This is a genomic window from Rhizobium sp. MHM7A (genome assembly GCF_005862215.1).
In the GTDB taxonomy this organism is placed as follows: Bacteria; Pseudomonadota; Alphaproteobacteria; order Rhizobiales; family Rhizobiaceae; genus Rhizobium; species Rhizobium bangladeshense.
In genome coordinates this window covers 13,003-30,456 of the sequence record NZ_VCHT01000033.1, presented here as the reverse complement: position 1 = coordinate 30,456, position 17,454 = coordinate 13,003, and the positions used below count along the sequence as shown (strand labels likewise).

At 60.5% G+C, this 17,454-nt stretch carries 20 protein-coding genes; 5 read left to right on the top strand and 15 right to left on the bottom strand.

The features are described from left to right. Positions 1 to 123 precede the first annotated feature (123 nt). From FFR93_RS39390 to FFR93_RS39365, 6 genes are all read right to left on the bottom strand, one after another. Positions 124 to 987, bottom strand: a complete 864-nt coding sequence (locus tag FFR93_RS39390; RefSeq protein ID WP_011427212.1) for an RNA polymerase factor sigma-32 — start codon at positions 985 to 987, stop codon at positions 124 to 126. Between the two features lie 137 nt (positions 988 to 1,124). After that, on the bottom strand, positions 1,125 to 1,349 hold the full coding sequence (locus FFR93_RS39385; protein ID WP_138397109.1) for a hypothetical protein: 225 nt from the start codon (positions 1,347 to 1,349) through the stop codon (positions 1,125 to 1,127). Positions 1,350 to 1,363: 14 nt separating this feature from the next. Further along, positions 1,364 to 1,936, bottom strand: a complete 573-nt coding sequence (locus FFR93_RS39380; protein ID WP_011427211.1) for a CarD family transcriptional regulator — start codon at positions 1,934 to 1,936, stop codon at positions 1,364 to 1,366. A 393-nt stretch (positions 1,937 to 2,329) separates the two neighbouring features. Then, a complete protein-coding gene (fdxA, locus tag FFR93_RS39375) occupies positions 2,330 to 2,668 on the bottom strand; it encodes a ferredoxin FdxA (RefSeq protein ID WP_011427210.1) in 339 nt (112 codons plus the stop codon). A gap of 189 nt (positions 2,669 to 2,857) precedes the next feature. Continuing rightward, positions 2,858 to 3,262, bottom strand: a complete 405-nt coding sequence (locus FFR93_RS39370) for an RNA-binding S4 domain-containing protein (protein WP_064708076.1) — start codon at positions 3,260 to 3,262, stop codon at positions 2,858 to 2,860. A 2-nt stretch (positions 3,263 to 3,264) separates the two neighbouring features. Then, a complete protein-coding gene (locus FFR93_RS39365) occupies positions 3,265 to 6,447 on the bottom strand; it encodes a helicase-related protein (RefSeq protein ID WP_138397108.1) in 3,183 nt (1,060 codons plus the stop codon). A gap of 806 nt (positions 6,448 to 7,253) precedes the next feature. On the opposite strand from FFR93_RS39365, the gene FFR93_RS39360 reads away from it, so the two are divergent. The 3 genes from FFR93_RS39360 (at position 7,254) to FFR93_RS41230 (ending at position 8,040) form a co-directional block, all read left to right on the top strand. Continuing rightward, on the top strand, positions 7,254 to 7,409 hold the full coding sequence (locus FFR93_RS39360) for a DUF3309 family protein (protein ID WP_003543790.1): 156 nt from the start codon (positions 7,254 to 7,256) through the stop codon (positions 7,407 to 7,409). Positions 7,410 to 7,435: 26 nt separating this feature from the next. Beyond that, a complete protein-coding gene (locus tag FFR93_RS39355; RefSeq protein WP_064708075.1) occupies positions 7,436 to 7,693 on the top strand; it encodes a YMGG-like glycine zipper-containing protein in 258 nt (85 codons plus the stop codon). Between the two features lie 188 nt (positions 7,694 to 7,881). Next, positions 7,882 to 8,040, top strand: coding sequence for a hypothetical protein (locus FFR93_RS41230; RefSeq protein ID WP_167358965.1), 159 nt, complete (start codon positions 7,882 to 7,884; stop codon positions 8,038 to 8,040). A gap of 113 nt (positions 8,041 to 8,153) precedes the next feature. Here FFR93_RS41230 and FFR93_RS39350 read toward each other — a convergent pair whose 3' ends face one another. Then, a complete protein-coding gene (locus FFR93_RS39350) occupies positions 8,154 to 8,879 on the bottom strand; it encodes a beta-ketoacyl-ACP reductase (RefSeq protein WP_064708074.1) in 726 nt (241 codons plus the stop codon). A 69-nt stretch (positions 8,880 to 8,948) separates the two neighbouring features. Next, positions 8,949 to 10,130, bottom strand: coding sequence for an acetyl-CoA C-acetyltransferase (locus FFR93_RS39345; protein ID WP_138397107.1), 1,182 nt, complete (start codon positions 10,128 to 10,130; stop codon positions 8,949 to 8,951). Positions 10,131 to 10,366: 236 nt separating this feature from the next. On the opposite strand from FFR93_RS39345, the gene phaR reads away from it, so the two are divergent. Beyond that, positions 10,367 to 10,942, top strand: a complete 576-nt coding sequence (gene phaR / locus FFR93_RS39340) for a polyhydroxyalkanoate synthesis repressor PhaR (RefSeq protein ID WP_064708072.1) — start codon at positions 10,367 to 10,369, stop codon at positions 10,940 to 10,942. Here phaR and FFR93_RS39335 read toward each other — a convergent pair. The 5 genes from FFR93_RS39335 to mtgA form a co-directional block, all read right to left on the bottom strand. Next, on the bottom strand, positions 10,937 to 11,344 hold the full coding sequence (locus FFR93_RS39335) for a hypothetical protein (protein ID WP_064708071.1): 408 nt from the start codon (positions 11,342 to 11,344) through the stop codon (positions 10,937 to 10,939). The genes phaR and FFR93_RS39335 overlap by 6 nt on opposite strands. Positions 11,345 to 11,480: 136 nt before the next feature. Beyond that, positions 11,481 to 11,666, bottom strand: a complete 186-nt coding sequence (rpmF, locus tag FFR93_RS39330; RefSeq protein ID WP_003543812.1) for a 50S ribosomal protein L32 — start codon at positions 11,664 to 11,666, stop codon at positions 11,481 to 11,483. Positions 11,667 to 11,822: 156 nt separating this feature from the next. Next, on the bottom strand, positions 11,823 to 12,470 hold the full coding sequence (locus tag FFR93_RS39325; protein ID WP_138397106.1) for a glutathione S-transferase family protein: 648 nt from the start codon (positions 12,468 to 12,470) through the stop codon (positions 11,823 to 11,825). Between the two features lie 13 nt (positions 12,471 to 12,483). Then, positions 12,484 to 13,206: a DUF1868 domain-containing protein gene (locus tag FFR93_RS39320; RefSeq protein WP_064708069.1), complete on the bottom strand. Its 723-nt coding sequence runs from the start codon at positions 13,204 to 13,206 to the stop codon at positions 12,484 to 12,486. A 95-nt stretch (positions 13,207 to 13,301) separates the two neighbouring features. Continuing rightward, entirely contained in the window at positions 13,302 to 14,039 is a 738-nt protein-coding gene (gene mtgA, locus FFR93_RS39315; RefSeq protein WP_171049346.1) for a monofunctional biosynthetic peptidoglycan transglycosylase, read from the bottom strand. A 134-nt stretch (positions 14,040 to 14,173) separates the two neighbouring features. On the opposite strand from mtgA, the gene FFR93_RS39310 reads away from it, so the two are divergent. Beyond that, the gene (locus tag FFR93_RS39310; RefSeq protein WP_064708068.1) at positions 14,174 to 15,088 is read left to right on the top strand and encodes a polyprenyl synthetase family protein; all 915 of its coding nucleotides are present in this window, start codon (positions 14,174 to 14,176) and stop codon (positions 15,086 to 15,088) included. Positions 15,089 to 15,093: 5 nt separating this feature from the next. Here the strand turns inward: FFR93_RS39310 and hisC are convergent, their stop codons facing one another. Beyond that, positions 15,094 to 16,155, bottom strand: a complete 1,062-nt coding sequence (gene hisC / locus FFR93_RS39305) for a histidinol-phosphate transaminase (RefSeq protein ID WP_138397104.1) — start codon at positions 16,153 to 16,155, stop codon at positions 15,094 to 15,096. A gap of 16 nt (positions 16,156 to 16,171) precedes the next feature. Beyond that, complete coding sequence (ispG, locus tag FFR93_RS39300; protein WP_138397103.1) at positions 16,172 to 17,422, bottom strand: flavodoxin-dependent (E)-4-hydroxy-3-methylbut-2-enyl-diphosphate synthase; 1,251 nt, start codon at positions 17,420 to 17,422, stop codon at positions 16,172 to 16,174. Between the last annotated feature and the right edge of the window lie 32 nt (positions 17,423 to 17,454).

The window sequence follows — 17,454 nt, the reverse complement described above, 5'->3', positions numbered from 1 at the left end:
GTGGGGGCAGGTTTCTTCAACATGTCCCAGTGAATCATAAACCCCTGGACGGTGCCAGGGGTTTGTCAGCAGTCTGAGCCCGGCTTGCGCCGGGCCAGTCAGTGCTGCTGGAGGGTAAAGGGTTCATGCGTAGGCCGCCATATGCGGGTCGGCGCTGACCAGTGCGCTACGAAGCTTTTCCATCGCCCGGCTTTCGATCTGGCGCACGCGCTCCTTGGAAATGCCGAGATCAGCGCCGAGCTCTTCGAGCGTGGCGCCGTCTTCCGCCAGGCGCCGGGCGCTGATGATCTTCATCTCGCGTTCGTTGAGATGTTTCAGCGCCGAAGCGAGCCAGACGCGGCGGCGCTCGCCGTCGATCATATTGGAAACCTGCTCGTCCGGCAGCGGATCGTCGCTGACGAGAAAATCCATCTTCTCCGCGCTTTCAGCGTCGCCGGAGACGGAGGGCGCCTGAAGCGAAGCGTCGTTGCCGGAAAGCCTAGCATCCATGGTCTGCACATCGGCAAGGCTGACGCCAAGAGCCGCGGCGATTTCCTGATGGATGGATTGCAGCGTCAGCTGCGTATCGCCCCTGGCGAGCTTGGCGCGCAGGCGGCGCAGATTGAAGAACAGCGCCTTCTGTGCCGAGCTGGTGCCGCCGCGCACGATCGACCAGTTGCGCAGGATATAGTCTTGGATCGACGCCCTGATCCACCAACTGGCATACGTCGAAAAGCGCACGTCACGTTCCGGTTCGAAACGCGCGGCGGCCTCAAGCAGACCGACATAGCCCTCTTGCACGAGATCGCTCATCGGCAAACCGAAGTTGCGAAACTTGCCGGCCATGGAGATAACCAGACGCATATGCGCCATGGCGATTTGGTTGCGGGCACCGCGATCATCGTGATCTTTCCAGCGGGTGGCGAGATCGTGCTCTTCCTGACGGGCGAGATAGGGGGCGGCCATCGCGATTTTGATCATGCGCCGATCTGCAGACATGTTCTTCATTTCGATCTCCCGAAACAGGCCTTCGCCCTCAAAATGAACAATAAAACTCACCTTCCGGAACATCGCTGTCCGGACCGAATGGGGTTCCGAATGCAAAAAGCCTCACCCCTGGACTTTTCAGGGGGAGGCCCTATCTCTCACCATGTGCCGCTAAGACGGCCGGGCTGGATCTGTTTCTTCACGTTGCCGAACAGGCAATATTGAAAAGGCATGATCCGCTCCTTACCGAATATAGACGGAATAGCAGTTCGCCCGACGAGCAAGCGTCCGACGAGCAGTCCGCAGTTACGTTTGATAAACGCGGCAAGCCGGAAAAAGTTCCAATAAAAAAACCCGGCGCGATGGCCGGGTTTTTTCCGCAAGAAACAGGATTGCCTTATGCGGCTTCGTCCTGCGAATCGTCTTCTTCGATAGCTTTGCCGCGCTTGGGACCCTTGTTGAGGTTGGTCTCGACGAGGCGGACGGCTTCAGTTTCCGACATCTTGTTGACAGCTGCGATTTCGCGCGCCATTCGATCGAGAGCTGCCTCGTAGAGCTGGCGCTCGGAATAGGACTGCTCAGGCTGGTTCTCTGCCCGATAGAGATCACGCACGACTTCAGCGATGGAAATCAGATCGCCGGAATTGATCTTGGCGTCATATTCCTGGGCACGACGGGACCACATGGTGCGCTTGACGCGCGCCTTCCCCTGCACAACCTTCAATGCACGATCGACGAAATCCGTTTCCGAAAGCTTGCGCATCCCGATGCTCATCGCCTTCGCGACGGGAACCTTCAGGCGCATCTTGTCCTTCTCGAAATCGATAACGAAAAGTTCGAGCTTCATGCCGGCAACTTCTTGCTCTTCGATGGCGGTGATGGTACCGACGCCATGAGCGGGGTAGACGATCGATTCACCGGTCTTGAAGCCGTGACGTGCTGTAGAAGGTTTTTTCTGCTGAGTCGTCATTCTATTCAAAAACTCCCTGTTACGCTTCCGGCGGCGGCCGGAGCCGGGTCAGTCAGGCCCGGTTGAGACGGTTGCATCCGTCGGGTGACTTCACTCTGATCCCATCAGGCAAAAGCAAGGACTTCTTGCGCGTGATCTAGGGACCCGGCGCTCAAAGCTTTGATATGTCACGGAAACCGCGTACGGATTGGTTTTGCTTTCGTGATGGTTTTGGGCATGCGCCATGCCACAAATGGAACAGTAGGCGGAACCTACCACAAAAATATGAGGAAATCAATAATTTGCTTCGTCTGAGTCATGCGGGCAACACACATCACCCATATGCCACACGCAGGATTTAAAACGTTTCACCGCATGGCCGCTCAAACGCGGCGGCCGAATTGCGCAGCCGTCTTAGTCGCCGGAACCGGGTTTTTCGGAGAAGTATTTCTCGAATTTCCCGGTCTGGCCGTCCATTTCCTTGGCCTCCGGCAGCGGGTCCTTCTTGACCGTAATGTTCGGCCAAATGCTGGCATACTCGGTGTTGATCTTCAGCCACTTGTCCAGGCCCGGCTCGGTATCCGGCTTGATTGCCTCGGCGGGACATTCGGGCTCGCAGACGCCGCAATCGATGCATTCGTCGGGATGGATGACGAGGAAGTTCTCGCCTTCATAAAAGCAGTCTACAGGGCAGACTTCCACGCAATCGGTGTATTTGCACTTGATGCAATTGTCGGTCACGACATAGGTCATGAAGAACTCCAGGATTTCCATGATGGGGCCGGGCAACCTGGAACGTCGCGCCTATCCCCGTGCCGGACGAAGCGTGGACAGGCTTGGGCAGCAAGCCCGCTTCCGGCAGGTTGTCAGTGACCTATCGGCTTTGGCGCCGGATTTCAAGGACAAACGATCTGCAAAACCCGCCGCAACGGAGAGAGTTTTCTAATCCTCATCCGACATCAGCCTGTCGATTGCACGTCTTTCCTTTTTGGTCGGACGACCGGTGCCGGTGGCACGGGTCGCTTGCTCAAATGGTGTGAGACGTTTTGTCTCATCCGGCGGCGGGGATTGGTCGTCGTAGAGCATGCGCGCCTCCTCATAGGGACCCCGCCGCTCCCCGGCGAGACGCACGATGAGGATGACGTCGCGTCGCTCCAGCGTCAACTCGACGCGGTCGCCGGGCTTGACCATCTGGCTCGGGTGACTGCAGCGCTCACCATTGATGCGCACGTGCCCCGATTGGACATGGCTCTGGGCCAGCGAGCGCGACTTCACCATGCGCGTGAAGAACAGCCACTTGTCGATGCGCTGGCGCGAACCGCTTGCCGGCTGTGTCTCCCCGCCCATGATTACTTCTTCATCTGTTCCTTGAGGGCTGCGAGCTTGGCGAATGGCGAATCCGGATCGATCGGCTTCTCCTTGCGCGGCGGCTTGGCTTCGAAGCGCAGCGGCTGGGCCCCGCGATTGTTATTGCGGTCGTTACGGTCATTGCGATCGTTACGCTCGCCGCGGTCCTTCCGGTCGCCACGGTCCTGACGATCACCGCGCGGCTGGTCCTTGCGCTCGCCCCTTGCCTGCTGCGGCCTGCCGCCGTCGCGGCCGCCACCGTCCTTGCCGCGGCCGTGGCGGTTGTCGCGCCCGTCGCCGCCGCGATTGCCCTCGCCGCCTTCACCACCGTTCGAACGGCGATTGCGCTCGCCGCGCTCCTGGTTCTGGCCGCCACGGCGTTCGCCATGGCCGCCACGTGCCTGGCGATGATTGTCATTGCGGCCGCCGAGACGCCACAGGAGAACCGGCTTTGGCTCCGCCGGCTCACCAGCTTCCCCGGAAGCGGCAGCCTCTGGCGAAGCGGTTGCCTCGGTCACTTCGGCTGCAGCGTTGCCGTCGTTCGCTTCTGTAGCGGGGACGTCGGCTGCCGTCGAAGCCGCCTCGGCTGCGGATGGCTCGGAAGCAGCCTCTTCCGTCGCTCCGTCGGCATCGTCGTGATCGGCTCTTTCCGCCGCTTCTTCCCCGGGTGTCTCCGCGGAGGCGGTGGGGGCTGAAGCTGCGTCCTGCGCCGCAAGATGGGCCGACGCCTCTTCCGCCTTTACGGCATCGGCGCGATAGCCGAGGCCCTTGAGGATCTCTTCCATGTCCTCGAGCGTCGCCCCGAGAATCGACAGCATCGCCGTCGTCGTCGTGAAACGGCGACCGTCATAGGCGCCCTCCGGACGATTGCTCTGACCGGGCTTCCATTGCAGCAGCGGACGGATGATATCGGCAAGTCGCTCCAGAATGTCGATGCGCACGGCGCGCTTGCCGAGGAAGCGGAAGCCGGCGAGCTTGTAGAACATCCGCTCGAAGCTCGGATCGGTGACGACGGAAGTGCGGCCGGCGGCAAGGATGGGGATGAGATCGCCATAGCCGGGCTTGTCGAGACCGTCGTTCTTCAATGCCCAGAGCAGCGTGATGAGTTCGGCCGGTGCCGGCTTCAGAAGCGCCGGAACGAAGATGTGATAGGCCCCGAACCGCACGCCGTATCGGCGCATGGAGGCGCGAGCCTCCTGATCCAGCGACTTCACTTCCTCGGTGACGTCACGGCGGAAGAGCACGCCAAGATTTTCGACCAGCTGGAAGGCGAGTCCCTTGGCGAGACCCTGCAGGTCTTCGGCGCGCGACAGATCGTCCAGCGGCTTCAATACCGTGCTGATGTGATGATTGACGAAACGTTCGATACGAGCGGCGACGTGATCGCGGGCATTGCCGGTCAACTGCTCGTCGGCGAGCAGGATCACGCGCGGCCGCATGACGTGGTCGCTGCCGGAAAGCCGCGCCACCGGATCGCCGAGCCACCGGATCAATCCATCCGAACCGATCGCCAGATCGCTGTTGCCCGCGGCATGCAGCCGGGCCGCACGGGCCTCGAACTCGAGCGCAAGCGCCTTCTGCGACGCAGCCTGAACCGCCTTGGCATCCGGTCCATCCGTTCCCCCCACCGGGGTAAAACGGAATCCGCTCAACTGCCCTACATGATGTCCTTCAACGAAGACATCGCCATTCACACTGATTTCAGCTTCCAGCATCGCATTCTCTCTCAGGCGCTTCATGAGCACAGATGTCCTGCGATCAACAAAGCGTTTCGTCAACCTTTCATGTAACGCATCGGACAATCGATCTTCGATTTCCCGCGTCTTTTCCTGCCAATGTGTCGGATCGGCCAGCCAGCCGGGCCGATTCGAGACATAGGTCCAGGTCCTTATCTGCGCGATTCGCGCCGAAAGCGTGTCAATTTCTCCGTCAGTTCGATCCGCGCGATGAACCTGCTCCGCGAGAAACTGCTCGTTCACCGTGCCATAGCGCACGAGATCGGAAAAGAGGGTCGAAATAAGATCGGCATGTTGTGCCGGAGTGATACGCCGGTAGTCGGGCAGCGCGCAAGCCTCCCAGAGTTTTTCGACGCGGGCCGGCCTGTCGGCGAGGTCGATCACCTCGGGGTAGCGCGAAAGCTGCTCGAGCGCCTGCTGGTCGACCGCGGGGAGGGCCCGCGTCAGCCCCGGCACGCGCGGCCCTGCCTCGAGACTGGCGCGAAGCGAATGAATCGAGGAGAAGTCCATCTCGGTCGTGCGCCACTGCAGGACTTTGACGTTGTCGAATTCGTGCCCTTCGATGCGCTGCACCAGCTCATCGTCGAAAGGCGAGACCTGCCCGGTGACACCGAAAGTTCCGTCGCGCACGTGCCGCCCCGCACGTCCGGCGATCTGGCCGAGTTCACCCGGATTGAGGTTGCGGAACTGGTAGCCGTCGAATTTTCTGTCCTGGGCGAAAGCGACGTGATCGACATCGAGATTGAGCCCCATGCCGATCGCGTCGGTTGCCACCAGATATTCGACGTCGCCCGCCTGATAGAGCGCCACCTGCGCATTGCGGGTGCGCGGGCTCAGCGCCCCCAGCACGACAGCCGCGCCGCCGCGCTGCCGGCGGATGAGCTCGGCAATGGCATAAACCTCGTCGGCGGAAAAGGCGACAACTGCCGAGCGTTGCGGCAGGCGGGTGATCTTCTTTTGGCCGGCGTAAAGGAGATGCGAAAGCCGCGGTCGCTCGACGATCGTGATCCCCGGCAGGATATGCTGCAGGATCGGCCGCATCGTCGCAGCTCCCAGAAGCAGCGTTTCATCGCGGCCGCGAAGATGCAGGATGCGATCTGTGAAGATATGGCCGCGCTCGAGATCCCCGGCGAGCTGCACCTCGTCGATCGCGACGAAGGCGGCTTTGGTCTCCCGCGGCATCGCTTCGACCGTGCAGACGGAAAAATGCGCATTGGGCGGCGAAATCTTTTCTTCGCCCGTGACCAGCGCCACGTTCTGCAGACCGACCTTCTCCACCACCCGCGTATAGACCTCGCGGGCCAAGAGCCTGAGCGGCAGGCCGATCACGCCGGTCCCGTGTGCGACCATGCGCTCGATGGCATAATGGGTCTTGCCGGTATTGGTTGGTCCGAGCACCGCGGTTACACCGCGCCCACTCAGAATCATCGGCTGCGAAGTCAGAGTCATGGTCCATGCAATTGAGGCAGACCGCCCCAGGAAAAGTTTTGCCATCTCGACGGAGGCACAGAACACATGGACAGCTGCCGCCGCAAACGCAAGGGCAGATTTCAAAATGCGTCGGGGATTACGACCTTTGCGAGTCGTTCTGAAGGTTCGCATCTCCGATTCGGAACAGCGTGAGAACGAATCAGAGACGAATCGCTGACTCTGGCTGATTCAGCTTTTGTTCACGGCTAAGTATTGATTTTGAATCACTTTTTTCTACTAAATGCTGAATCGCGGGACTCTCTCGTTCTCGCATTTTGTCAAAGTGCCGGTTGTCTACCATGCACTTTTTGCCAAGTAAGAATCCGCTGCAAATTAACCCCTCGATCAAATCCGGAACGAATCGGAGACGAATCGCCGACCTTACCGGTTTCACCTTCCGTTCACGGCAAGATCTGGTGGCGGCGTCATGCTCCGCCGCTAGATGAGGGGCGAGCGACAAGGTCTCGCGACTGATGTCTGACGTGGGCGTTAATCTTCCGGCAGCCAAATTCACGCAGCGTCAAGCTCGGCCCGCTCGCGCCCTGGGTCCGACCAAAAACGGAACGAATCGCCGACGAATCGGAGACATCGAGACTTTCTGGCTTTGTTCACCGCAACATATTGTACTAAAAGGATTTTTTAACCATACTGACGATTTGTGGGGATGACGGATCGCAAACCATGAATCGCATTGCGTCCTAATTCAGCGCCTAACCGGGAACAAAAATCGCCAATGCGTGTTTCTTGTCCATCCAGATTGCGGATGAAAATGAAGGAAAAACACCATGCTTGGCACGATACTTCTCGTAATCCTCATTCTGCTCTTGATCGGAGCCCTGCCGAATTGGGGTTATAGCCGTGGCTGGGGCTATGGACCTTCTGGCGGTTTGGGGCTAGTTCTCGTCATTATCATTATCCTTGTACTAATGGGCCGCATCTAAAGCCCAACAACCTGGGGAGTTACGACATGATGAAGAAGATTGTTCTTGTTGGCGCGCTCGTGGGCGCTCTCGCATCCTGCACGGCGACCGAGCAGGGCACAGCGATCGGCGCCGGGACCGGTGCGGTCATCGGCGGTGCGGTCACCAACAGCTGGGGTGGTGCCGCGGTCGGCGCAGTTGCCGGCGGTCTGACCGGTGCCCTGATTGGCCAGTCGGTTGAACGCCGCGGCTACTGCATCTATCGCGACCGTTACGGCCGCCGCTACGAGGCCCGTTGCCGCTAACCGGCAGCATCATATCGGACTCCCAACGGGCGCACTGGCGCCCGTTTTTCTTTGTCGCTGACGCGCGTCAACACGGCGTTGACAGTCGGTCGCGAAAGCGGAACCTACCGGCACCCGTCAGACGGGGCCATATTCCTTGACAAGCGCAAGGCAGTCAAACTGCCCGGCCATCTGAAAGGAATGCTTCCATGGCCCAGATTATCCTGAATTTCGCCGTCCCCGTTTTCATCGCTTCGGTCTTCCTGACGATGGCGATGTCAACCCTCGCCGGCAAAGATCGCTCACTACAGAAAGTGCCGGCCACGATTCGGACAAGGCTCAATCAAAACCGCGATCGGCGTTTCTGACTGTCTGAAGAGCATGGGTGCGGTCACCGCTACGGCAGATTGCAAAAGCGCCTCCGACCGGAGGCGCTTTTGTTTGGTCGGACTAATGATCGCCTTGAAAGTTGCGACGCGCTCTAAACGAAGAATTGCCCGCCATTTGCCGTCAGCGTCGAACCGGTGATGAAGCCGGCATCGTCGGAGACGAGGAAGGTAACGCAACGCGCAATCTCTTCCGGTTCGCCGAGACGACCTACGGGGATCTGAGGAATGATGCGCTCGTTCAGCACTTTCTCCGGCACGGCAAGCACCATCTCCGTTCCGATATAACCTGGGCAGATGGCATTGACGGTGATGTTTTTCGCCGCCCCTTCCTGGGCAAGCGCCTTGGTAAAGCCCAGATCGCCCGCCTTGGCCGCCGAATAGTTCGCCTGACCCATCTGGCCCTTCTGGCCGTTGATCGACGAGATATTGACGATGCGGCCGAAGTTGCGGTCGCGCATGCCGCTCCAGACCTGGTGCGTCATGTTGAACAGGCCGGTCAGGTTGGTGTTGATCACCTCGTGCCACTGCTGAGGCGTCATTTTGTGGAACATCGCGTCGCGGGTGATGCCGGCATTGTTGATCAGGATTTCCACCGGTCCGATCTCGCGCTCGACCCTGATGATCCCCTCACCGCAGGCAGCGTAGTCCGAAACATCCCATTTGAATACCGCAACGCCGGTGACGTCATGGAAGGCTCGGGCCTTCTCCTCATTGCCGGCATAAGTGGCCGCTACCCTGTAGCCGGCATTTTTCAGCGCCATGGATATCGCCGCGCCGATGCCGCGTGTACCTCCAGTGACCAGAGCCACTCTGCTCATGTTCCGCTCCCCCTCTCTGTTTTCGGCCGCTCGTGGCAGCATTTCAATCAATGATGGATCAGGTGCTATTCAAAGTGCCTCAAAGCACATGGCGACGCCCATGCCGCCGCCAATGCACAGCGTGGCAAGGCCCTTCCTCGCGCCCCGGCGCTTCATCTCGAATAGCAGCGTGTTGAGAATGCGCGCACCGGAGGCGCCGATCGGATGGCCGATCGCGATCGCGCCGCCATTGACGTTGACGATCGAGGGATCCCAACCGAGATCCTTGCTGACAGCGCAAGCCTGCGCCGCAAAGGCCTCGTTGGCCTCGACGAGATCGAGATCGTTCACGGACCAGCCGGCCTTTTCGAGCGCCTTGCGAGACGCCGGAATCGGGCCGGTGCCCATGATCGACGGATCGACGCCCGCCGTTGCCCAGGAGACGATGCGGGCAAGCGGCTGAATGCCGCGCCGGGCCGCTTCCGCCTCGCTCATCAGCACGGCCGCGGCAGCGCCGTCATTGAGGCCGGAGGCGTTGGCGGCGGTGACCGTGCCTTCCTTGTCGAAGGCGGGACGGAGCTTCGCCATCGCCTCAATGGTCGCGCCGTGGCGGATATATTCGTCGGCATCGACGGTCACTTCGCCTTTACGCGTCTGGATAATGTAGGGAATGATCTCGTCGGCAAAACGGCCAGCCTTCTGCGCCGCCTCCGCCTTGTTCTGCGACGCGACGGCGAACTGATCCTGGTCGTCGCGCGACAGTTGCCACTGCCGCGCGATGTTCTCGGCGGTGATGCCCATGTGGTAGCCGTGGAAGGCATCGGTCAGGCCGTCTTTGATCATCGTGTCGACCATCTTCATGTCGCCCATCTTGACGCCGCCGCGCAGATGCGCGGCATGCGGCGCCATCGACATGGATTCCTGACCGCCGGCAACGATGATGTTGGCATCGCCGGTGGCAATCTGCTGCATGCCAAGCGCGACTGCGCGAAGCCCGGAGCCGCAGAGCTGATTGACGCCCCAGGCCGTCGTTTCCTTAGGAAGGCCGGCCTTGATCGCCGCCTGGCGGGCCGGGTTCTGGCCTTCGCCCGCGGCCAGCACCTGGCCGAGGATCACCTCATCAACCTCGCCGGCGTCGACGCCGGCGCGCGCGAGCGCGCCCTTGATGACGGCCGCGCCGAGTTCATGTGCAGGGACCGTTGCAAAAGCGCCGTTGAACGAGCCGACGGCTGTCCGACCTGCACTGGCGATGACGACGGATGAATTGCTCATGGGGAGGCTCCTCGTTTTTCGTCCCACTTACATAAGGGGAAACTGGCAAAGCTTTGAGCACAAGTCAAACGCGAAGACCGGCCGCCGCCATTTTTCGGCGGCAGCCGTCAAGGCCGATTCGTCTGATCTGCTAAAGGTTTGCCGCAACGCACAAAAAGATTGTCACCAGCCTTCTTTTGCGTTTACAGTCTGAAGTGGAGGAATATCCAAATCAGACGGGGGTTCAGGAGACTGATATGGCGAAGAATGAGGGTCAGATAGTCATCAAGAAATACGCCAATCGCCGCCTGTACAATACAGGCACCAGCACCTACGTGACGCTGGAAGATCTGGCGGAAATGGTGAAGAAGGGTGAAGACTTCACCGTCCAGGACGCAAAAAGCGGGGATGACATCACCCATTCGGTGCTGACGCAGATCATCTTCGAGCAGGAATCCAAAACCGGCAACACGCTGCTGCCGATCTCCTTCCTGCGCCAGCTCATCACCTATTACGGCGATCAGATGCAGATGGTCGTGCCGAGCTTTCTCGAACATTCGATGCGCGCCTTTAGCGAACAGCAGGCCCAGATGCGCGAGCAGGTGAACCGCGCCTTTGGCGAGACGCCGCTCGGCAAGAACCTGCAATTGCCGATGCAGATGGTCGAGGACCAGGTTCGCCGCAACACCGAGCTGTTTCAGCAGGCGATGCAGATGTTCTCGCCATTCATGAAGCCGCCCGCGGCGAAGGAAAGCCGCAAGGCCGAGGCTAAGGATATCGACGAGCTGAAGGAACAGCTCCGCGCTCTCCAGAACAAACTCGACAATCTATAGCCCAATTGAAACATCCCGCCCGGCGCTTCGGATCGAAACGGCGAAACCGCCGATCACATCGACCAGAGCGATCGTCATCAAGATGAAGAACACCTGCGTCGCAGCGCCCTGGACGAGCAGAAACTCGACGAGGAAGGCGATGAAGATCAGCATCGACAATATATGATTCACGAGGTTGCCGGAGCCGGTCCGTGTTGCCTTCAGGATTTCAAAGAACAACACGACCAGAGCGATGACAATGAAGAGATCGCCGAGCGCCATCCTCCAGGTGGCGCCCGAGAGCATCGACAGCACGATGATGTCTTGCTGCAATGCCGCGACGCCGCCATCGCCCATCAGGCCTAGCATCGCCAGATTGTAAAGAATAAATGGAATAATCATCAGGGGCATTGCGGCTATCATCGGCAATCTCCTTGCGCAGGAAGAATACTGCCGCAAACTGTCGCCTCACCGCAAGTCGTTGCAAATATTATCTTGCCGAAATGCAAAAGGCCGGCATGAAGCCGGCCTTGAAACTTGCGATCGGGCGGATCGCAGATTACGCGCTTTCCTTCGGCGTCAGAACCTGACGACCGCGATACATGCCGGTCTTCAGGTCGATGTGGTGCGGGCGACGCAGTTCGCCGGAATTCTTGTCTTCGACGTAGGTCGGAGCCTTCAGCGCGTCTGCCGAACGGCGCATGCCGCGCTTGGACGGGCTCGTTTTTCTCTTCGGTACAGCCATTTTTCTTACTCCACTTGCGGGCAAAACATTCCCACGGCCAGACTGGCGGCCGAAACGGACATGTCGCGATTTCGGAAATTTTGCGCGCTTATACATGCAAGGGGCGGTCTTGACCAGTCCCCATGCGTATTTTTTGCGAAGCGACCGATTCGAGGCTCAGACCTCGTCTTCCGCTACGATCCAGGGCTCGGCGCGAGCCGCTTCTTCCCATTTCCGCCAGGCCGGGTGCGCCTTCATAGTCTCCATATAGGCGAGTGTATCCTTCCGGTTGACGAGATCATAGACGTCGAACCGGTTGACCACAGGCGCAAACATCGCATCCGCGCCGCAGAAGCGCCCGAAGAGAAACGGACCGCCGGATTCCTGCAGAAGATCACGCCAGATCGCCTCGATGCGGCTGATGTCTGCCTCGACGCCATCAGGCAGCGCGATCTTCCCCTTCGGCCTTCGGATATTCATCGGGCAGGCGCTGCGCAGGGAGCGGAAGCTGGAAAGCATTTCCATCGAAACAGACCGGGCAACCGCCCGCCCGGCGCGATCTTCCGGCAGCAGACCGGAATCCGGATAAAGCTCGGCGGCGTATTCGATGATCGCCAGCGATTCCCAGACCTTCAATCCACCATGCTGCAGGAGCGGCACGCGCCCAGTCGGAGAGATGGCCTTGATCTGCGGATTACCGCCGGGATAGTCGAAAGGGATCAGGACCTCCTTGAAATCCACACCCGCGCCCGTAAGCGCCATCCATGGCCGAAATGACCAGGAGGAATAATTCTTATTGGCTATATAGAGCGTCGGTCTATCCATGGGCCTCTCCCGGTCAGGCGTCGAAATCGAAGATCAGCAGTTCGTGGAAATGGTTCATGTCCTCGTATACGCAGAATGCCGGCGGCGTCAGCTCGAATACCGGGACCTTTCGGCTGATGTCCTCGACCACGTCGTCGAGCATCGCCTGCCAGCGCGGCAGGGCTTCGTCCTCCAACCAGTCGACCGGATAGGCGAAGGTGATGTGGAACTTGTAGTCCGCGTGGTTCGGTTGACGATATCCCAGAAGATCGGCAAACGCGTCGCGCCAGGCGCGCATGGTCCTGCGATCCTTCTCCGTCGCCCCGTCGACGAGCAGGCCCGACGGGCGAGCTCTGACGACGGCGACCTTGAAAGGCTCGGCCATCGAGAAACCTTCGAGCCGAGCCGCGAGCAGCGCAGTCATATCGCCGATCGGCGTCTCGAGAGGGAGATCGACCGGCCAGCGTTCCTGCCGGCGCATAGTCTCGATAACGCCGTCGAAAAGCGTCATGTGAAGGCTGGAGATGGGCGTGAAGAGGAACTGCGCCGCCTCCGGCATAGCCAGATATTTCTCACGCGCCTCTATCAGCACCGACTGCGTCCTCGAACCCTTCTCGGGGTGGCAGACGATGGTGTTGCCGGCTTCAGGCAGGAAGCCGCCGATCTTGCGATAGCGGCTGCCGAGATGGGAGGGCGGGTTCGAGTTGTGCGTCTTCGAGTAAAGCAGAAGCTCGGGCGAAAAGGTCGGGACGGTCATGGGCGACTCGGGGCTCTGATTGGACTGCATTCGCCCATATGGCAGAACCAAGAATGTCAGATGACGCTCACGGTTACTAACGACAAGTTCTGATCTTATTCATAGATGCACTTGATGTAATCGCCCGAACCCTGCGCACGCCTCTCGATGACGCCGGCCAGGCGGCGAAGGCCCCGCCCGGGTTTGCCCGCGTTGCGGTCGATCGGGTTCGGCAGCGAAACGGCAAGCAGCGATGCCTGGCGTCGCGTCAGCTTCGAGGCCGGCACCTTGAAATGATGATGGGCGGCCGCCTCAATGCCGTAAACGCCCGGACCCCATTCGGCGATATTGAGATAGATTTCCATCAACCGCCGCTTCGACAGGACGAAATCCGTGGTGACGGCGAGCGGAAGCTCCAGCGCCTTGCGCACGAAAGAGCGGCTGTTCCAGAGGAAGAGATTCTTGGCTGTCTGCATCGGAATCGTACTGCCGCCGCGCGTCGCCTGGCCTTTCAGCGTATCTTCGACCAGCATACGCATCTCCGCCCAGTCAACGCCGCCATGGAAGCAATATTGACCGTCTTCGGACATCATCACCGACTGCACCAGGACCGGAGAGATCTCGTCCAGCGACACCCATCTGCGGTCATAGCCGCGCAGCAGCACGAGATCGCGCAGCATCAGGGTCGACACAGGGTGGATGAAGGGCAGCAGGTAAAGGAAGATCAGCACGTAGGGAAGGATCAGCACGGCCAGCAGGGCAAGAACGATGCGCTTCAGCACAGGCCGATTTTCGAACCGTCGCCGACGGGCCGGCATGTCGGCGATATCCTCTCTCTCCGGCGCTATATCCAAAGTCCCCAGCCCATTTCGCTCCTTCTCGTTCTCATAACGCCTGTGAGGCGCTTATGCCAGAGCACAGGGGGAATCTTGCGGCAGTCATCGACAATTCCGTTGCAAGCCCCGGTGCCCCATGGCAAACAGCGCCCATGGACGCGAACCGGGACACTTTCGAGAAAAGGCTTAGGAACAACGCCCGTGAAATCGAGGCGCTGCTCGATACATTGCTTTCACCGAGCCCTCTTTCCGACGAAATCGCCAGGCCCGATACCCTACGCAGCGCCATGCACTATGCCGTGCTGAACGGCGGCAAGCGGCTGCGCCCATTCCTTGTCATCGAAAGTGCGGCCCTTCTCGGCGGTGATGCGCAGGCGGCACTTCGCGTCGGCGCAGCACTCGAATGCGTTCACTGCTATTCCCTCGTGCACGACGACCTGCCGGCCATGGACAATGACGACCTGCGCCGCGGCAAACCGACGGTGCACATCAAGTTCGATGAAGCCACCGCAATCCTCGCCGGCGACAGCCTGCTGACCTACGCCTTTGATATCGTTGCCGCGCCGGAAACGGCTCTTCCCGATATGAGCAAAGCGGCGCTGGTGCTTGCCCTCGCCCGAGCAGCCGGTCTCGGCGGCATGGCCGGCGGTCAGGCGCTCGATCTTGCCGCAGAAAAGCGAACCCCCGACGAAGCCGAAATCATCCGTCTGCAGGCGATGAAAACAGGCGCGCTGATCCGCTTTGCCTGCGAAGCTGGCGCCCTCATCGCGGCAAGCCCGCCCGAAGATCGCCGCCGCCTGCGCGCCTTTGGCGAAAAGATCGGCCTCGCTTTCCAACTCGCCGACGATATCCTCGACCTGACTTCGGATGCGGAGACCATGGGCAAGGCCACCGGCAAGGATGCAGCCCGCGGCAAGGGTACGCTCGTGGCGCTCCACGGCATTGAATGGGCCGAGGCCGAGCTTCGCCAGCACGTGCGCGATGCCGAGGATCTGCTTGCCCCATACGGTGCCCGCGCCTCGATCCTGACGGATGCGGCGCAATTCATAGCCCAGCGGAAAAGCTGAGCCGGTCAGACCGCCAGGATCTCCCGTATAGTCGAAACCAGCAGCGCGCATTCCTCGTCCGTGCCGATGCTGATGCGCAGGAATTCCGAAATGCGCGGCTTGGCGAAATGCCGGACGAGCACGCGGCGCTCCCGCAGCGCCAGTTGAAGTGATGCGCCCGACCGGCTTTCGTGTCTTGCGAAAACGAAATTCGCCTGGGACGGCAGCACCTCGAAATCGAGTGACTCAAGCTCGCGGACGAGGCTTTCCCGGCTGGCGATGATTTTTCGCCGGCTTGTCTCGAGCCAAGCCTCGTCCTTGATCGCTGCCGTCGCGGCGACTTGCGCCAGGCGATCGAGCGGATAGGAATTGAAGCTGTCCTTGACGCGCACCAGCGCCTCGATCAGGTCCCGGTGCCCCAACGCGAAGCCGACGCGCAGACCTGCGAACGAACGGGATTTGGACAGGGTCTGGATGACCAGCAGGTTAGGATAGCGGGAAATGAGCGGCACGGCGCTTTCGCCGCCGAAATCGACATAGGCCTCGTCTATCACGACAACTGCGTCGGGATGAGCGGCAAGAAGCGCCTCGATCCCGGCCAGCGGCAGGCCGATACCTGTCGGCGCGTTGGGATTGGGAATGATGATCGCGCCGCACGGCCTGTCGTAATCCGAAAGCCGGATCCGGAACTTGTTATCGACCGGTATTTCGATCGCTCCGATGCCATATAGCAGGCTATAGGTCGGATAGAAGCTGTAGCTGACGTCGGGGTAGAGAAGCGGCAGATCGTGGTTCAGCAAGGCCTGGAACGCATAGGCAAGCACCTCGTCGGAGCCGTTACCGACGAACACTTCTTCCGCCGTCAGACCGAAACGGGCGGCGATCGCTTCGCGCAACTGGGTGGCGGCGGGATCGGGATAAAGCCGAAGGCGATCGTCCGCCACTTTCCTGATCGCGTCGAGTGCTTTCGGGGACGGGCCGTAAGGATTCTCGTTGGTGTTGAGCTTGACCAGGCCAGGGATACGGGGCTGCTCCCCAGCGACATAGGGCCGAAGCCTGCTGACGATGGGCGACCAGTACCGGCTCATCTAAACTCGCGGATCTTCATTCCGCCGCCGTCCGCCGGCCGAAGCGCTTCTCGATATAATCGACGACAAGCGCCTCGAAATCGGCGGCGATATTCGGGCCGCGCAGTGTCAGTGCCTTCTTACCGTCGATGAAAACGGGTGCGGCCGGCGTCTCGCCGGTGCCGGGAAGCGAAATGCCGATATCGGCATGTTTGCTTTCGCCCGGCCCATTGACGATACACCCCATGACGGCGACGTTCAGGGCCTCGACCCCGGGATATTTCTCGCGCCAAACCGGCATGTTCTTGCGGATGTCGTTCTGGATGTTCTGAGCGAGTTCCTGGAAGACAGTCGAGGTCGTGCGCCCGCAGCCGGGACAGGCGGCAACCACCGGCACGAACTGGCGGAAGCCCATGACCTGCAGGATTTCCTGCGCCACCTGCACTTCGCGGGTGCGGTCGCCGTTCGGCTCCGGCGTCAGCGAGACGCGGATGGTGTCGCCGATGCCGTGCTGAAGCACGAAGCCCATTGCTGCCGACGAGGCGACGATGCCCTTGGTGCCCATGCCGGCTTCGGTCAGCCCAAGATGCAGCGCGTGGTTGGAACGTTCGGCAAGCATGGAATTGACGGCGATCAGGTCCTGCACCTGGCTGACCTTGGCCGACAAGATAATGCGGTTGCGTGGCAGGCCGATTTCCTCGGCGAGGGTGGCCGAAAGCAGCGCCGACTGCACGATCGCCTCGCGCGTCACCTGCCGGGCCGAAAGCGGCGAACCGGCTTCCGCATTCTGGTCCATCAGCGCCGTCAAGAGATCCTGGTCGAGTGAGCCCCAGTTGACGCCGATGCGCACCGGCTTGTCGTAGCGGATCGCCATCTCGATGATCTCGGCGAACTGCTTGTCCTTCTTGTCCTTGAAGCCGACATTGCCGGGATTGATCCGGTATTTCGCCAGCGCCTCGGCGCAGGCGGGATGATCGGCAAGCAGCTTATGGCCGATATAGTGGAAGTCGCCGATCAGCGGCACGTCCATGCCGAGCCGCAGCAGCCGCTCGCGGATCTTCGGCACGGCGGCCGCACTCTCGTCGCGGTCGACAGTGATACGCACCAGCTCAGAACCTGCCCGGTGAAGGGCTGCGACCTGCGCGACGGTCGAATCGACATCGGCCGTGTCGGTATTCGTCATCGATTGCACGACGATCGGCGCACCGCCGCCGACGATAACGCCACCGACGTCGACGGCAACGGAAGCGCGGCGCGGTTTCGGGTCAAAATCGGCGGCTGACAACATGCAGAGTTCTTGCATCCCTAAAAATAGTGCCT

Excerpts from the sequence above, each read along its gene's own strand:
- fdxA (WP_011427210.1), bottom strand. The coding sequence starts at position 2,668 with ATGACCTATGTCGTGACCGACAATTGCATCAAGTGCAAATACACCGAT.
- FFR93_RS41230 (WP_167358965.1), top strand. The coding sequence starts at position 7,882 with ATGGCCCAGATTATCCTGAATTTCGCCGTCCCCGTTTTCATCGCTTCG.
- FFR93_RS39365 (WP_138397108.1), bottom strand. The coding sequence starts at position 6,447 with ATGACTCTGACTTCGCAGCCGATGATTCTGAGTGGGCGCGGTGTAACC.
- FFR93_RS39380 (WP_011427211.1), bottom strand. The coding sequence starts at position 1,936 with ATGACGACTCAGCAGAAAAAACCTTCTACAGCACGTCACGGCTTCAAG.
- FFR93_RS39360 (WP_003543790.1), top strand. The coding sequence starts at position 7,254 with ATGCTTGGCACGATACTTCTCGTAATCCTCATTCTGCTCTTGATCGGA.
- FFR93_RS39390 (WP_011427212.1), bottom strand. The coding sequence starts at position 987 with ATGAAGAACATGTCTGCAGATCGGCGCATGATCAAAATCGCGATGGCC.
- FFR93_RS39345 (WP_138397107.1), bottom strand. The coding sequence starts at position 10,130 with ATGAGCAATTCATCCGTCGTCATCGCCAGTGCAGGTCGGACAGCCGTC.
- FFR93_RS39320 (WP_064708069.1), bottom strand. The coding sequence starts at position 13,206 with ATGACCGTCCCGACCTTTTCGCCCGAGCTTCTGCTTTACTCGAAGACG.
- phaR (WP_064708072.1), top strand. The coding sequence starts at position 10,367 with ATGGCGAAGAATGAGGGTCAGATAGTCATCAAGAAATACGCCAATCGC.
- FFR93_RS39370 (WP_064708076.1), bottom strand. The coding sequence starts at position 3,262 with ATGGGCGGGGAGACACAGCCGGCAAGCGGTTCGCGCCAGCGCATCGAC.
- FFR93_RS39350 (WP_064708074.1), bottom strand. The coding sequence starts at position 8,879 with ATGAGCAGAGTGGCTCTGGTCACTGGAGGTACACGCGGCATCGGCGCG.
- ispG (WP_138397103.1), bottom strand. The coding sequence starts at position 17,422 with ATGTTGTCAGCCGCCGATTTTGACCCGAAACCGCGCCGCGCTTCCGTT.
- hisC (WP_138397104.1), bottom strand. The coding sequence starts at position 16,155 with ATGAGCCGGTACTGGTCGCCCATCGTCAGCAGGCTTCGGCCCTATGTC.
- FFR93_RS39335 (WP_064708071.1), bottom strand. The coding sequence starts at position 11,344 with ATGATAGCCGCAATGCCCCTGATGATTATTCCATTTATTCTTTACAAT.
- FFR93_RS39310 (WP_064708068.1), top strand. The coding sequence starts at position 14,174 with ATGGACGCGAACCGGGACACTTTCGAGAAAAGGCTTAGGAACAACGCC.
- FFR93_RS39325 (WP_138397106.1), bottom strand. The coding sequence starts at position 12,470 with ATGGATAGACCGACGCTCTATATAGCCAATAAGAATTATTCCTCCTGG.
- rpmF (WP_003543812.1), bottom strand. The coding sequence starts at position 11,666 with ATGGCTGTACCGAAGAGAAAAACGAGCCCGTCCAAGCGCGGCATGCGC.
- FFR93_RS39355 (WP_064708075.1), top strand. The coding sequence starts at position 7,436 with ATGATGAAGAAGATTGTTCTTGTTGGCGCGCTCGTGGGCGCTCTCGCA.